The organism is Paenarthrobacter sp. PH39-S1, assembly GCF_030063245.1.
GTDB lineage: Bacteria > Actinomycetota > Actinomycetes > Actinomycetales > Micrococcaceae > Arthrobacter_M.
The window spans coordinates 25,503-39,963 of record NZ_JASISR010000009.1; the positions used below are offsets into that span (position 1 = coordinate 25,503).

Consider the following 14,461-nt stretch of genomic DNA (forward strand, 5'->3'; position numbering starts at 1 on the left):
TCTTTATGTTAGTCCGCACTGGTGGTATGTTTCACGTAGCGCGCCCGAGTTATACGGCTGATCATGGTCTCTGGTCAGTTCGGGAGCCTTCTGTTGGCGTTGACGGCTCCCGGGGGAACCAAATAAATGAATCGTATTAAGCGCAATGAGCTGGTCATCGAAAACCTGCCATTGGTTGGCTATCTCGTGTCCGAACTGTGTGCCAAGGCCACCCATCTCTCACGGGATGATCTGGCGTCGGTGGGCGCCATTGCGCTGATCACCTCGGCCGAGGCCTACAACCAGGACTTCGGCGTCCCCTTCGGAGCCTTTGCCCGCCGTCGTATTGTCGGCGCTTTTGCCGATGAAATGCGGTCCAGCGACTGGGCTCCGCGCTCGGTGCGGCGCCGGATTAAAGAGACGTTGGCCATCCGTGAGACTCTTACTGCCGCGTTGGGCCGGATCCCGACGGTGGATGAGATAGCCGCGTCCTTGGGGGTGACTCGGGATGAAGCCGATGCCGCCTTGGCCGATGCTGCGCGAACCGTCTCAACCATTGACGAGGTCACCGCCGGGTTCTTGGTTGCGGAAAATGCCTCCCCCGAGGGCGAGCTGCTGGCCGCCGAGCGGCTGCAGTACCTCCGCGCCGCCGTCGGGACGCTGCCGGGAAAGATGCGTTACGTGGTGGAGCAGATTTATTTTCAGGACCGCAGCGTCAAGGACCTTGCCGCGGAGCTGGGCTCCACGCATTCCGCCGTGTCCCAGCAGCGCGCCGAGGCGATCCGTCTGCTCGGCGACGGGATGGGGACGCATTACGGGAACGACGACGGCGACAGGCACGTTCCGCTGTCCCGGATCGCCCCACAGCGACGCAACGCCTACCTGTCCGCCATGGGCGGCCACACCGCAGGGGGCATTACCCGCGCCGCGCACCATCACCCGGCGCCGGCGATGGACGTCGTCGTCGCCTGAAAATACGCAAAAAGGCGAATTCCGAATTGTCTTCCGCGAGCTGCTAACCGCCGTACCTGCTCCGCCGATAGTTGAGTGTGCCGGACCATGGATGGGCCGGCGAAACTGACCCCACTCACGGAGGAATACACCATGGGCATGCAGATCAACACCAACCTCGCGGCAAACAACACCTACCGCAACCTGGCCAACACGCAGAACGACCTGTCCAAGTCATTGGAGAAGCTCTCCAGCGGCCTGCGCATCAACCGTGCCGGCGATGACGCCGCCGGCCTGGCGATCTCGGAGGGCCTGAAGTCACAGGTGGGCGGCATGACCGTCGCAGCCCGCAACGCTCAAGACGGCATCAGCGTCATCCAGACCGCTGAAGGCTCCCTGGGCGAAGTGCAGTCCATCCTGCAGCGTGTTCGTGACCTGGCTGTTCAGGCCGGCAACGACTCGAACAGCGTGGATTCACGTGCCGCGATCTCCACTGAGGTCACCGCGCTGGGTAAGGAACTGACTCGGATCGGCGATTCGACGAACTTCAACGGCAAGAAGCTGCTTGACGGCGTTACCACGAGCCTGACTTTCCAGATCGGCGCGGGCAGTGTCGCAGGCGCGGACCAGATCTCGGTCAACTTCTCAGACGTAAAGGCCATCGGTACGGCCGTGTCCACCTTGGCTTCGGGAACAGGCTTCTCAAGCGCCGCTGATGCTTTGACTACGATCGACGCCCTGGATACGCAGATCAAGGCCGTATCGACCGCCCGCGCCTCCCTCGGAGCGGACCAGAACCGGTTCGAAAGCGTCATCAAGAACCTGGCCGTTTCCAAGGAAAACCTCTCCGCCGCCGGATCCCGCATCCGCGACACAGACATGGCCGAGGAAATGGTCAAGTACACCCGCAACAACATCCTGTCGCAGGCCGGGACCGCCATGCTTGCGCAGGCCAACCAGTCCAACCAGGGCGTGCTGCAGCTCCTGCGCTAAACCCTGTGAACCAGACCCTGTGAACCAGACCCTGTGACCTAGACCCTCTAAGTGCGTTCCTCGGTAACAGGGCCTCGGTAACAGGAACAGGACTGATCGCGGCTCCTGCGGCGGATGGACGAGTGCGACTCACCCGTTCATCGGCCGCAGGTAGGCCGCTTCCGTAGTTAGAGACGTATTCAGGAGTTACGCGCATGGGAATCACTCTCGATGGCTTGTCGAGTGGTCTGGACACCACTACGCTTATTGCCTCGCTGATGAAAGTGGAAGCCATTCCGCAGACACTCCTGAAGAACAAGGTCTCGGACACGCAGGTCATGGCGTCGGCGTTGCAGGCGTTAAACACGAAAATTGCCGCGCTGGCGAACCTCGCCACGGCCGCCGCGAAGCCCGCCGCCTTCGATGTCTATGCCGCCACCAGCAGCTCCGACAAGGTGACGGCTGTGTCCACGGCTGGGGCCTCCGCAGGGCAAATCGATTTTGCGGTCGATCGACTCTCGCAAACCCAGGTCAGTGTAACGGGCGCCTTGACAGTATGGCCGGACAGCGGGCTCACCCTCACGGCCAAAGACGGCACGGCGACCACCATCACAGCGGCCTCCAACTCTTTGGATGACGTGGTCGAAGCGATCAATGCCGCCCCGGCGGGTGTCACCGCGATGAAAGTGGCCAGCGGGACTGACGCCGGCGGGAATCCTCAATACCGCCTCCAGCTCACTGCAGCTTCGGCCGGTGCCGCCGGCCGGTTCAGCATTTCCGGCACCACCGCCGCCGTGACAGACATCAAAACCGCCCAAGACGCGCAGGTGACTCTCTGGGCCGGCACCGCCGCCGCCCAAGCCGTTACTTCGGCCACCAATACTTTTCCGGAACTGCTTCCCGGCGTCGCCGTGACGCTGGCTTCCGGTGCCCTGGGCCCCGCCACGGTTACCGTGGCACGCGATGACAAGCAGGCCGCCAAGATGGCCTCGGATCTGGTTACCGCCCTGAACGGGGTCTTTTCCCTGATTGCCGCCCGCAGTGCCGTTAGCACCAGCACGGATGCCAGCGGTAAGACGGTCACCGCAACGGGGCCCTTCACCGGGGACAGCACCGTCAGGGACGTGAGCCAGAAGCTGCTCTCCGCCGCGTCGCTGCCGGTGAATGGCCACTCGCCATCAGAATACGGCGTTGGCATCACCCGCGACGGAAATCTGCTCTTTGATGCGGACAAGCTGACGGCCGCTTTGGTGAAGGATCCCACCGCGACTAAAGCCGCCCTCGCTGAAATTGCCTCCCGGGTAAGCACTGCCGCCGCTGTCGCCTCCGATAAATACAGCGGTACCATAACCGCCCAGATCACCGGCCAGCAGAGCGCCATCAAAGATCTCAGCGACCAGATCAGCAGCTGGGACCTCCGGCTGGCGAGCAGGCAGGCCGGGCTGCAGTCAACTTATGCCGCCCTGGAAGTTGCGTTGGGAAAAATGAAGTCCCAGCAGTCCTGGCTGACCGCACAGCTGTCCGGCCTATCGTCATCGAGCACGGGAGCATGAGCACCATGAGTACTGCTTACGCACAGCAAATGGCCAAATACAACCGGGAGGCGGTCCTGTCGGCCCCGCCGGCCCGGCTGCTGACCATGCTGTACGACAGGCTGCTGCTTGACCTGGACCGCGCCGAGGCAGCCCAACAAGGGCAAAACTGGGCGGCCGCGTCGGAGAATCTGGTCCACGCGCAGGCAATTGTTGCCGAATTATCCACCTCGCTGAACGCGGATGCCTGGGACGGTGCCGATCAGCTGTTCGCGCTGTATACGTTTGCATCCAACACGATGATTGAGGCGAACATTCAGCGGGACGCCGGGAAGACCCGCGACTGCATTGCGGTCCTGGAACCGCTGCGGCAATCCTGGCACGAGGCGGCTGCATCGCTGCCCGTCCGGACCGGAGCACCGGCATTCACGGGCGGAAGCCTCGGCATTGGCTAAGGCGCCCGGTACTGGACAGAGCACCGAACGGAGCACCGGACAGGGCATAGAACAGGGCTTCCACGAGGGCATTGAACAGGGCATCGTCGAGGGCATTGAACAGGGCTTCGACGAGGGCATTGAACAGGGCTTCGACGAGGGCATTGAACAGGGCATCGACGAGGGCATTGAACAGGGCTTCCACGAGGGCATTGAACAGGGCTTCGACGAGGGCATTGAACAGGGCCTCCAATGGCTCGGGATTCTGGAGCAGCTAGAGGCCGGGGTCAATGCGCCGGGTCCGGGGGAGTCCTTGTATGGAGTCCGGCGCCAAGACGCCTCGGCCGATGCCACGGTAGCGGCGGAACGTGAATCGGCTGTGCAGACAGCAAACAACGCGACTCCGTGGCTGCCGCTGGCTGATCCGGGGCCGATTCCCGCCGGGCTGATCGGCCGGGCTCACCGGCTGCTCGCAGCCCAGCATGACGCCGTCGAACGTCTGGAAGCGCAGCTTCACGAGACCGCGCGGCACCTGGCCGCCGTTCAATCGGTGCCGGAGACGATACCCACTGGGCGGCCCGTTTTTCTGGACGTTACGGGCTAGACCTAGCGCGTTTGAACGGAAGGGCTAACGGAACGACCGACAGTGTCAAAGAGGCCGTAGTAATGATCGAGGCGCCGTAGGAATTTACTCCGAGAACACGCGCGCTCCGCTTGTATTCACTCGGGTTCCAGATGCGGCACTCGACTGTGACCAACTTGCCGTCTGTAGCTCTGCGCTGACGCTGGTGTCAATGCCGAGTGCTGGGAGGGTTCAGAAGGGCGGCGTCAGAAGGGTGGTGGTGGTTCGGGGTTGTTGGGGTAGACGCGTCCGGTGGGTGAGGTGTGGATGAAGACGCCGGGGGTTGGTTGGGTGAGGGTCCAGCCGGTGCCGGGGTCGTCTTTGAGGTGGTGATCGGCTGTGCACAGGGGGCCGAGGTTGGTGTCGCTGGTTTCGCCCAGGGGCAGGGGTGTGCCGTCGGGGGCGTAGGTCTGCCGGTGGTAGGGGATGGTGTGATCGATGTCGCAGAGTCTTGCGGGTTTGTCGCAGCCGATGCCGCGGCAGGTTTTGTCCCGGTTGATGATCCAGCGGCGCAGGTCTGCCGCGGGTTCGTAGGCTGTCCGGCCGATGGAGAGGATGGTGCCGTTTTCGGGGTCGGTGAGGAACCTGAGCCAGGAGGTTGCCTGGCCGGCGAGTTCGCGGGCCTGGTCGGCGGGGATGGGGCCGTAGCCGTTGAGGTTGCCGGGGCGTTCGTCCAGTCCCATCAGGGTCAGGACGGGGACGGTGACGGCGATCTGGGCGGGTGCGTAGCGGGGGGCCTTCCGGCCCCGGCGGCCACGGGCGGTCTTCCCGGCGTTCCCGGTGCCGGTCTTCCCGGCGTTCCCGGTGTCGGTATCGTCGGTGCAGTCGCTGGTGTCGGTGTCGGCCTTCCCGGCGTTCCCGGTGTCGGTCTTCCCGGCGTTCCCGGTGTCGGTGCCGGTCTTCCCGGCGTTCCCGGTGTCGGTGCCGGTCTTCCCGGCGTTCCCGGTGTCGGTATCGTCGGTGCAGTCGCTGGTGTCGGTGTCGTCGGGGTCGGTGTGGTCGGGGGCCAGGGCGTTGTTGAAGAGGTCGATCATGACGTCGGCGCGGTATTCGTTGATCGCGCGGGAGGGTTTCCCGCCGGGGGTGGTGCCGGTGGAGGGTTCGCCTTCGTGTTGGGCGTGGTGGGCCCAGGCGTCGATGGTTTCGTAGAAGCGCCGGGCGTCCACGGCGGGGAGGAGTGCACCGATTTCGGCCATGCCGTCGGGTTGGGCGAAGAACCAGACGTCGCGGTGGGTGCGGGCGCGTTCGTGCCGGGCGGCGAGGGGTTCGGGGTCGAGTTTCTCCGCCGTTTCGCGGGCATGCCGTTCCAGGGCTTTGGGTGTCAGGGAGGGTGCGAGGGCGGTGATCGCGTCTTCGACCGGGCCCCAGAGTTCGGCCGGGGTGGTGCCGAGTCCGGAGAGGACGGCGTGGACGCGGGCCCGGTCCAGGAGGCCCTGCTCGTGCTGGGCGAGGGTGGCAGGGAGCATGCTGGTGAGGTAGTCGCTGTTGTCCAGGAGGCGCTGGGCGCTGTAGCGGCCGATGTGCAGGGCGGCACCGATTTCCGCTGCCGCGTACCGGGAGCGTTCGCTGATCCATTCGGACCGGGCCGGCACGGTGCAGCGCCGTGGTGTTTCGGCCGGCAGCGGGGGCCGTTCTGCGGCGAACGCGGCGACGGCCCGGGTCTGGATGGCCTGGGCCCAGGACACCATTTTCCCGGCTGCGGCGGCGTAGTCGAGCTTCTGGTCGGCATCACCGCCGGCGGGGTCGGTGAGCAGCAGGGCCTCGGCGGTCCGCAGCGGGTCCAGCCTGTCGGGGTCCTCTTCCCGGACCAGGCCCGCCAACAGGGCCCGGCAGACGGACTCGACCTGCAGGTCACCATCAGGCTGATGGTTATCCTGCCGGTTAGCGTCAAGGAGCTCAGCGTCCTGCAGATGGGGGACCTGCGCGTCGGGGACCTGCGCGTCGGGGACCTGCAGATCGGGGAGCTGCTCTTTGGAGGGATGTAGATCACTGCCCGGGTGCTTGGCGATGACGGCGGAGGGCTTCAGGGAGCGGCACAGGTCCTCGCCCGTCAGAGTGCGGGCCGGACCCCACCCGAACTCCCACTGGGTGAGATGGGGACCTTCTGGCCGGGATCCGTCGGCTTGGAAATCTTCGGGGCGGGCGTGCGGGGGTATCCCGAGGTAATCCCCGAGGAGCGTTTCGAAGCTCTTCCCGCCGTCCATGCTTTAATTCTATTCTAATTAAGCTATATTTTCCACAATCTTTCCGAACGTGTGTGCGAATATTTTCAGATGTCCCGTCCACGTCACGGCTGCCGGGTAAAAGTTTTGGCGATTCTGCTAACGGACGCGTGTCCCGCGCCGATAGATAGAGACGAGCAAGGACCGCTCACTTGAATTGGCCACGGATCGGCCGACTTGTCCCTTTTTTGTAAAGCGGGTAAACGTTGTTCGATTCCGTGACTACTGTGGCGCTCAGCAGCGCCCTTGATGGTTTGGCCCTGCGCCAGCGCACCATTGCCGACAATATTGCCAACGTCAATACCCCTAATTACCATGCCAAAAAGGTCGCCTTCGAGTCCGCGCTGAGTTCCTCGGTGCAGGCACGGGACGGGCACGCGGCGGCGACGACGGCGCGGTCGCTGGAAGCGACGCAGCTGAACGGCAACAACGTCAACCTGGATACCGAGACGCTCGCGAACATCCAGACGGTGCTGCGCTACCAGTTCGCAGCTCAGGCCTCCAACGCCCCGTTCACCGGCATGCGTACCGCGATGCGGACCAACTGATGACGGACGCAATCAGCATTGCCGGCTCCGCACTGACGGTGCACCGCAAGTGGCTCGATGCCGTGGCGGACAATCTAGCCAACGTCAATACCGCCAAAAGAACGGACGGCACCGCCTTCCAGGCCCGCTATGTGCAGGCGCGGGAGGGGCCGGGAAACTCCGGTGTCTTCGTTGCCGGCACCAGCTATGGCGACGCTGCCGGGCGGCTGGTGCACGAACCGGCCAATCCGCTGGCGGATAAGGACGGCTACGTCCGCTACCCGGACATCGATCTGGGGCTTGAAATGGGCAAGCTGATCATGGCGCAGCGCGGTTACCAGGCCAACGCCGCCGTCGTGGACCGCGCTAAAACTACCTACGAAGCCGCCCTGCAGATCGGAAAAGCCTGATGGCCATCGCCGCAATTCCCACGGTCCAGGGCGTTTCCCCGACGGGCTATCTGCCAGCGGTCCAGTCCGCCGCCCCGGACGGCGGCGCGGACTTCGCCTCGACGCTGACCGGTGCCGTGGACGGACTGCAGCAGCTGCAGTCCAACTCCAATGACCTGGCCATTAAGGCCGTGACCGGCAACCTGGACGATATTCACACCGCGACGCTTGCCGCTACGCGGGCGCAGGTGACGCTGGAACTGGTGGCGGCGGTCCGGAATAAGGGCGTCGACGCGTTCAACGAGATCATGCGGATGCAAGCCTGATGCCGGCACAGCTATCCGCCTTTTTTGCGCGGTTCACCAAGGCCGTGGGCAGCTTCAGCGTGGCACAGCGCACCATTGCCATTATCGGCATTGCCGCGTTGGTGCTGGGCGGAATCGCGCTCACGTCCTGGCTCACCAAACCCACCTACACACCGCTGTTTTCCGGACTCGCCGCAGCGGACGCGAACACCATTGTGGACCAGCTGCGCACGGACGGCGTGCCGTACGAGCTGACCAACGGCGGGGCCACGATCATGGTGCCGGAGGCGAAGGTCTACGACGAGCGCCTCAAGGCGGCCGCGGCGGGGCTGCCGGCGAACAAGACGGCCGGCTACTCGCTGTTGGACAACATGGGCGTGACATCGTCGGAATTCCAGCAGACCGTCACGTACCAGCGGGCCATGGAGGGCGAGTTGGCGTCCACGATTTCCGCCATGAACGGTGTAAAAGCCGCCTCGGTGAAGCTGGCGATCCCCAAGGACACGGTGTTTGCCTCCCAGAAACAGGACCCGACGGCGTCGGTGTTCATCGAAACCGCGAAGGGAACCTCGCTGGATTCCGATCAGGTGCAGGCCATCGTGCACCTAACCTCCGCGTCCATTGACGGGCTGAAACCGCTCAACGTCGCGGTCATTGACTCCGCCGGAACCGTACTTTCCGCCGTCGGAACCGGGGCTGCCGGGGGAGCCGCCAAGCAGGGCTCCGACTATGAGAAGCGGATCAGCGCCGCCGTGCAGGCCATGCTCGACCGGGTGGCGGGTCCCGGTAACGCCACGGTGGCCGTAGCAGCGGAGATGAGCCAGCAGACCGGTCAGAAGGTGCAGGAATCCTTCACCAACCCCGACCAGGCTCCCGCTCTGAGCGAATCCAAGGCGACCGAGTCCTACACCGGCACCGGGGCCGCGGCTGCCGGCGTGCTCGGGGCCGAGAGCACGGCGGCACCCAATGCCGACGGAAACGGGACGTTCACCTCCGACAAGACGACGAAGAACAACGCGGTGAATAAAACGACTGAAACCACGACCATTCCCGCCGGCGCGGTGACGCGGCAGACGGTGTCGGTTGCGGTGAACAAACCGACCGCTGACGGATTGGACATGTCCACCCTGCGTGATCTGGTCTCCTCCGCAGCGGGCATCAATATTGCCCGCGGGGACGTTGTGACCGTCGCGGCGCTGCCGTTCAACACCTCCGGCGCCGCTGACGCCAAGGCTGCCCTCGATGCGGCAAAGGCCGAGGCCGATGCCCAGCGCACGGCGGAGACGTGGAAAACCATCATCATCGTGGCCAGCATTCTGCTCCTGATTGCCCTGGCATTGCTGCTGTACGCGCTGAAGAACCGGCGGCAGAGCCGGGAGCCCGTCGACCTCGGAGAGCGGCTGGATCAGCTGGGGCTGCTGGAACCCGCCGCGACTTCCCTTCAGCTGACTCCTCCGCCGGCAGTGCGGGAAATTCCGCGGCTGCCCGACGACGCGCCCGATGATCTGGATGACAAACGGGCCCGGATCGATTCGCTGGCCACCCACGACCCGGAAAAGACGGCAGCATACCTGCGGAGCATGATGGATGACAGCAGGACATCGGTATGAAGACCGCGGAATCGGCCTTGACGGGCATGCAGAAGGCCGCCATTATCCTGATGCAGTTGGAGCCGGAAAAGGCCGCCCGGGTGATGCAACAGTTCACCGAAGCCGAGGCGGAGGAAGTCGCTGCGGAGATTGTCTCGCTCCAGCGGGTGGACCCGGCGCTGGCGGGGGAGGTCATCAACGAATTTCATGAGATGACCTTTCACAGCAGCTCAAATACCCGTGGCGGGCGGGACTTCGCCCTTGAACTGCTGAAGGCATCATTCGGCTCGGAGAAGGCCGCGAGCGTCATGAGCCGGCTCGAATCGTCAATGGCCGGGACGTCCTTTGAATTCCTGGCTGAGGCGGATGCGCGGCAGATTCTGATCCTGCTGGATGGGGAGCTGCCGCAGACCATCGCCCTGGTGCTCGGCCATGTCAGTGCGCAGAAAGCCTCCGCCGTGCTTGCAGGTCTGGGCGAGCCGCTCGGCGCCGACGTGGCGCAGGCCTTTGCCTCGATGGGTACCGCCACCCCGGAAGCGGTCGGTATTGTTGCCGAGACGCTGCGGGCACGGGCCAATGCCGTCGTCTCGCTGCCTGAAACGGTGGAGGTGATCGGCGGTGTCGAGTCCCTGGTCGAGATTCTCAACCGGGCGGATGTCGCCACCGAAAAGTCCCTAATGGAGGGGTTGGAGGAGCGGGACCCGGTTCTGGCGGAGGAGATCCGTTCGCGGATGCTGACGTTCGCGGACATTGTGAAGCTGGACCGCAAGGATGTCCAACAGGTGCTGCGCGGCATTGACGCCGGTGTCCTGGCCTTGGCGCTCAAGGGCGCCGCCGTCGAGCTCGTCGACGTTGTGCACGCTAATATCACCGAGCGGAACCTTGAAATTTTGCAGTCTGAGAGCGGTGCAACCGGTCCGGTGCGCGCCTCCCAGGTGGAGCAGGCCCGGGCTGACATTGTGCGCTCGATCCGCGAGCTCGAAGCGGCGGGGACCATCACCGTGCGGCGGAACGAGGAGGACGACCTTGTCTACTAATTCGCCTGCTGGCACCTCCACTGGCGCTTTCACTGGTGCCGCCTCCACCGGCGCTTTCACCAGTGCCGCTTTCACGCCGATCAGCTTCGCCCCCGTTGAGGGCACCGCACCCGACGGTCCCGGAACGCCGGGCTATATCCGGGGCCACTCGATCGGTTACGCCTTCGGAATGCGGGCCGCCGAGGCGGAGTCGCAGACGCGGCGCGCCGAGATGGAGGCCGAGTATGCCGCCGGGCTGCTGCGGCTGCGGGCCGCAACAGAGCAGGCGGTGGCCACGCTCAACAGTGCGGTTGCGGCGGTCAATGCGGTGGTGCTGCCGGTGGTCACGGAGGCGCAGGATGCGCTGCTGGCAGGGTCTTTGGAGTTGGCCGAAGCGGTCATCGGCAAAGAGCTGTCCGACGGCGAACACTCCGCCCGGGCGGCGCTGACGCGGGCGATGACGCAGCGGGCCGCCGCAGGCACCTACGCCGTACGGATGAATCCCGCGGATCTGGCAACCCTGGATGCGGACACGCTTGCCGGGGCCCGCGTCCGCCTCATTCCGGATACCGAGCTGGCGCCGGGGGATGCCATGGCGGAGTTCGAGTACGGCTACCTTGACGCGCGGATCGGCACCGCGCTGGCGCGGGCCAAGGATGCCCTCCGGGGTGACTCCGCATGACGACATCCTGGCGTCCGCACGCCCACCGGTTCGAAGCGGCCTTGGCCGCGGCGCGTCCCGAGCGGGTTGGCTCGGTATCATCCGTCGTCGGGCTCGGAGTGGAGCTGGCCGGGCTCGACTGTGCCGTCGGTGACTTCGTCACCATCGGTGAGAATCCCGGCGTGGACGCTGAAGTGGTTGCCTCTACCCGGACCGGCATCCGCTGTATGCCGCTGGGCAGAATGGCCGGGATCGGGGCCGGCTCTCCGGCGCGGACGAAAGGAACGCCTCTGCTGGTCCCCACCGGGGTGGGGCTGTTTGGCCGCGTGCTGGACGGTCAGTGCCGCCCGATCGATGGCAAGGGTCCACTCGTGGCTGACGGCAGGGTGCCGTTGGATCATGACACCCCCTCGGCCATGCACCGCACCCGGATTTCCGAGCGACTGCAGCTGGGCGTGCGGGCCATGGACACCCTCCTGACGGTCGGCAAGGGCCAGCGGATGGGCCTGTTCGCCGGTTCCGGGGTGGGTAAATCCTCGCTGTTGTCCATGATTGCCCGCGGCACCGACGCAGAGGTTTCCGTGATCGCGCTGGTGGGCGAGCGCGGCCGCGAGGTCCGTGAGTTTCTCGAAGATGATCTCGGCGCGGAGGGACTGGCCCGGTCCATTGTGGTGGTCTCCACCTCGGAGGAGCCGGCTCTGATGCGCCTGCGCGCCGCCTTCACCGCCACCCGCATCGCGGAATCCTTCCGAGACCGCGGCGCCGACGTCGTGCTGATGATGGATTCGCTGACGCGGGTCGCCATGGCCCAGCGTGAGATCGGCCTGTCCGTCGGCGAGCCGCCCGCTACCCGGGGGTACCCGCCGTCGACCTTCTCGGTCCTGGCCCAACTACTCGAGCGTGCCGGAACAGCCGAGCGCGGCTCGGTCACCGGAATATACACGGTGCTGGTGGACGGAGACGACCACAACGAACCGATCGCTGACGCCGCCCGCTCCATACTGGATGGTCACGTCGTGCTGGACCGCAGGCTGGCCGTCGCCGGCCACTTTCCCTCCATCGACGTCCTTAGTTCCATTTCCCGCGTCGCCTCCAAGGTCATTTCGGCCGAGGAGGGCGGGACGGCCACCGCCTTGCGTCGGGTGCTTGCCGCGCGCAAGGGCGTGCAGGACCTGCTCGACGTCGGCGCTTACCAGCGTGGGACGAACCCGCTGGTGGATGCCGCCGTGGATCACGAGGCCGCCATCAACGCGTTCCTGCAGCAGCGGATGGACGATCAGACGGCTGGCATTGATGCATGGAACCAGTTGAACCGGCTGGTCCAGACCCTTGGAGGTACCTGATGTCCCGTGCATTTCCGCTGGCTGGGCTGCTCCGCCTGCGGCGCCTGCGCCAGGATGCCGCCGCCGCCGAGCTGGCCGGCGCGAATGCGAGAGCGTCTGCCCACGGCGCGCGGCAGAACGCCGCCCGCGGTGAACTGCAGCAAACGACCAGCGAGGTGGCCACCGCCGCCGCGCTGAGTGCTATGGCCGCTGCACGTTCGTCCGCACGCAGTATGTTGGCCGAGCTCGAAGCAGTGTCGCAGCAGAACCGGGTACAGCAGGACCAGGCGCAGACAGTATTCAATGAGGCGCGGGCCGGTTCCGTCCGGCTGGAGAAGCTGGCGGCGAAGCATGCGGAACTCGTAGCCGCGGAACTGCTCCACTCCGAGCAGACCGTTTTGGATGAGATAGCGGTGACGGCCTGGCACCGGGATCGCGGCCGGGACCGGGGGCCGGACAGTGGACCGAACCGGGGCCGGGGGTCGGATCGGGAGTCGGGCCGCGAGTCGGCTCGGGAGACGGGCCGCGGGCTCGATAGGGGGAAGACATGAGCGTGCTTTCGGGCCTACAGCTGGCGCTGTCGCCTACGAGAGCCCGGGATTCCGGCGCAGCGGGCCAGAGCCGCGGCAGGGGAGGGCGGCAGGGGGAAGCGGCGTTTGGCGCCGTCTTGCGTGCCGTCGTGGGCACGTCCACCGGTACGGCCGGGCAGAAATCAGCACCGCCAGGAACAGCCCGCAGCGGGAAACCGGTTGCTGCCGGCACCGAGCCGGGCGGGACAGCGGCGCCCGTTGCCGCTGGCGCTCTGGCGCCGATTGCCGTGGCCGTGCCGGTTAGTGGCAGCCTGCTGACCGTTGGCGCTCTGCCGGCGGCAGATCCTGTGACCACCGGATCGCTGTCGGCTGCTGGCACTGAGGCGGGACCGCAGCCGGCCGACGGCACCCGTACGGCCGACGGCACCCGTACGGCCGACGGCACCCGTACGGCCGACGACGCGGGGGCCGACGTGCCCCCTTCCGTGCCGGAGGCTGTGGCCGGAGCGAGTAATTCCACCAGGTCGCAGGACGCGAAGCGGTCTGCATCTGCCCCGGTGCCTGCAGCTGCAGGCGCCACGACTACGACGGCTACCGCTTCCGCACCGACTACGACGACGACGCCGGCTCCGGCTGCGGGCGCGATGACAGTGTCAGCTGCAGCCTCAGGGGGGACGGCGACGCCAGCTACGTCTCTGGCGTCGCCCATGTCGTTGCCCGCAGCGCTGGCCGCGGCGCCTGCTTCGCCGACCGCCGCCGTCGTCCGCCCCGGTGGGCTGACCTCCAATACACCGGCGCCGACAGCGTCACAAACCACCTTTTCCCCTGGTGATCAGGGCGCGCCCCTCGTGCCCGGCCCCATCGTTTCCTTACAGGCGGCTCCCGCAGCATCCGGCACGCCCGTGCCGCGGCCTTCCGGAGCCCCGCAGCCTGCACCGGTCCCGCTTGCCAGCCAGATTTCGGCGCCGTTGGCCGCACTGGCAACGGCCAGGCCCAGGGAACACGTGATGACCGTCCGCATCGCTCCCGATGCATTGGGCCCGGTTACGGTGCGGGCGCATATTTCCGCGGATAACATCAGGATCGAGCTGTACGCCCCGAACGATTCCGGGCGTGACGCGCTCCGGGCTGCCCTTCCCGATCTGAAGCGGGACCTGGCAGCGACGGGAATGAACGCCAGCCTCGATCTTGCATCCGGAAACCAGCCCGGCCGGGACCCCGACGCCCAGGACCCGGACGGCCGGGACCCCGAGGCCCAGGGCGCCGATGGCCGGACCTCCCCGGCTCCCGCGAACGCCGGGCAGCCCGGTAACCGGCAGCTCGAGCCGCCGGGGCCAGAGCCGGGTATCAGCAACGCCCATGCCAGCCCAGGATCCACCCTTGACATCACCACCTGAGAGAAGGAGCAGC

At 65.9% G+C, this 14,461-nt stretch carries 15 protein-coding genes; 14 read left to right on the forward strand and 1 reads right to left on the reverse strand.

Annotated features, from left to right (window positions below; genetic code table 11):
• Positions 1-126 precede the first annotated feature (126 nt).
• From QMG52_RS07635 to QMG52_RS07655, 5 genes are all read left to right on the forward strand, one after another.
• A complete protein-coding gene (locus QMG52_RS07635) occupies positions 127-951 on the forward strand; it encodes a sigma-70 family RNA polymerase sigma factor (protein WP_283559822.1) in 825 nt (274 codons plus the stop codon).
• 132 nt (positions 952-1,083) lie between these two features.
• Complete coding sequence (locus tag QMG52_RS07640; protein ID WP_283559823.1) at positions 1,084-1,923, forward strand: flagellin N-terminal helical domain-containing protein; 840 nt, start codon at positions 1,084-1,086, stop codon at positions 1,921-1,923.
• Positions 1,924-2,117: 194 nt separating this feature from the next.
• Entirely contained in the window at positions 2,118-3,455 is a 1,338-nt protein-coding gene (gene fliD / locus QMG52_RS07645; protein WP_283559824.1) for a flagellar filament capping protein FliD, read from the forward strand.
• Positions 3,456-3,460: 5 nt separating this feature from the next.
• A complete protein-coding gene (fliS, locus tag QMG52_RS07650) occupies positions 3,461-3,889 on the forward strand; it encodes a flagellar export chaperone FliS (protein WP_283559825.1) in 429 nt (142 codons plus the stop codon).
• On the forward strand, positions 3,882-4,472 hold the full coding sequence (locus QMG52_RS07655; RefSeq protein WP_283559826.1) for a FliH/SctL family protein: 591 nt from the start codon (positions 3,882-3,884) through the stop codon (positions 4,470-4,472). Before fliS ends, QMG52_RS07655 begins: the two co-directional genes overlap by 8 nt.
• Positions 4,473-4,696: 224 nt before the next feature.
• Here QMG52_RS07655 and QMG52_RS07660 read toward each other — a convergent pair whose 3' ends face one another.
• A complete protein-coding gene (locus QMG52_RS07660; protein WP_283559827.1) occupies positions 4,697-6,694 on the reverse strand; it encodes an HNH endonuclease signature motif containing protein in 1,998 nt (665 codons plus the stop codon).
• Between the two features lie 224 nt (positions 6,695-6,918).
• Here QMG52_RS07660 and QMG52_RS07665 point away from each other — a divergent pair, with 224 nt between their 5' ends.
• The 9 genes from QMG52_RS07665 to QMG52_RS07705 are packed head-to-tail and all read left to right on the forward strand — an operon-like array spanning position 6,919 to position 14,448.
• Positions 6,919-7,260 carry a flagellar basal body rod protein FlgB gene (locus QMG52_RS07665; protein WP_283559828.1) on the forward strand — a complete coding sequence of 114 codons (342 nt, stop codon included), beginning with the start codon at positions 6,919-6,921 and terminating at the stop codon, positions 7,258-7,260.
• Positions 7,257-7,649, forward strand: coding sequence for a flagellar basal body rod protein FlgC (locus tag QMG52_RS07670; RefSeq protein WP_283559920.1), 393 nt, complete (start codon positions 7,257-7,259; stop codon positions 7,647-7,649). The genes QMG52_RS07665 and QMG52_RS07670 overlap by 4 nt, the downstream gene beginning before the upstream one ends.
• Positions 7,649-7,954, forward strand: a complete 306-nt coding sequence (gene fliE, locus QMG52_RS07675; protein ID WP_283559829.1) for a flagellar hook-basal body complex protein FliE — start codon at positions 7,649-7,651, stop codon at positions 7,952-7,954. The genes QMG52_RS07670 and fliE overlap by 1 nt, the downstream gene beginning before the upstream one ends.
• Positions 7,954-9,543 carry a flagellar basal-body MS-ring/collar protein FliF gene (gene fliF, locus QMG52_RS07680; RefSeq protein ID WP_283559830.1) on the forward strand — a complete coding sequence of 530 codons (1,590 nt, stop codon included), beginning with the start codon at positions 7,954-7,956 and terminating at the stop codon, positions 9,541-9,543. Before fliE ends, fliF begins: the two co-directional genes overlap by 1 nt.
• The gene (gene fliG / locus QMG52_RS07685) at positions 9,540-10,559 is read left to right on the forward strand and encodes a flagellar motor switch protein FliG (RefSeq protein WP_283559831.1); all 1,020 of its coding nucleotides are present in this window, start codon (positions 9,540-9,542) and stop codon (positions 10,557-10,559) included. Before fliF ends, fliG begins: the two co-directional genes overlap by 4 nt.
• Complete coding sequence (locus QMG52_RS07690; protein WP_283559832.1) at positions 10,549-11,220, forward strand: FliH/SctL family protein; 672 nt, start codon at positions 10,549-10,551, stop codon at positions 11,218-11,220. Before fliG ends, QMG52_RS07690 begins: the two co-directional genes overlap by 11 nt.
• Positions 11,217-12,542 (forward strand): FliI/YscN family ATPase, encoded by a 1,326-nt coding sequence (locus QMG52_RS07695; protein WP_283559833.1) that lies wholly within the window; start codon positions 11,217-11,219, stop codon positions 12,540-12,542. Before QMG52_RS07690 ends, QMG52_RS07695 begins: the two co-directional genes overlap by 4 nt.
• Positions 12,542-13,072 (forward strand): flagellar FliJ family protein, encoded by a 531-nt coding sequence (locus tag QMG52_RS07700; RefSeq protein ID WP_283559834.1) that lies wholly within the window; start codon positions 12,542-12,544, stop codon positions 13,070-13,072. Before QMG52_RS07695 ends, QMG52_RS07700 begins: the two co-directional genes overlap by 1 nt.
• Positions 13,069-14,448: a flagellar hook-length control protein FliK gene (locus tag QMG52_RS07705; RefSeq protein WP_283559835.1), complete on the forward strand. Its 1,380-nt coding sequence runs from the start codon at positions 13,069-13,071 to the stop codon at positions 14,446-14,448. The genes QMG52_RS07700 and QMG52_RS07705 overlap by 4 nt, the downstream gene beginning before the upstream one ends.
• The last annotated feature ends 13 nt before the right edge of the window (positions 14,449-14,461 follow it).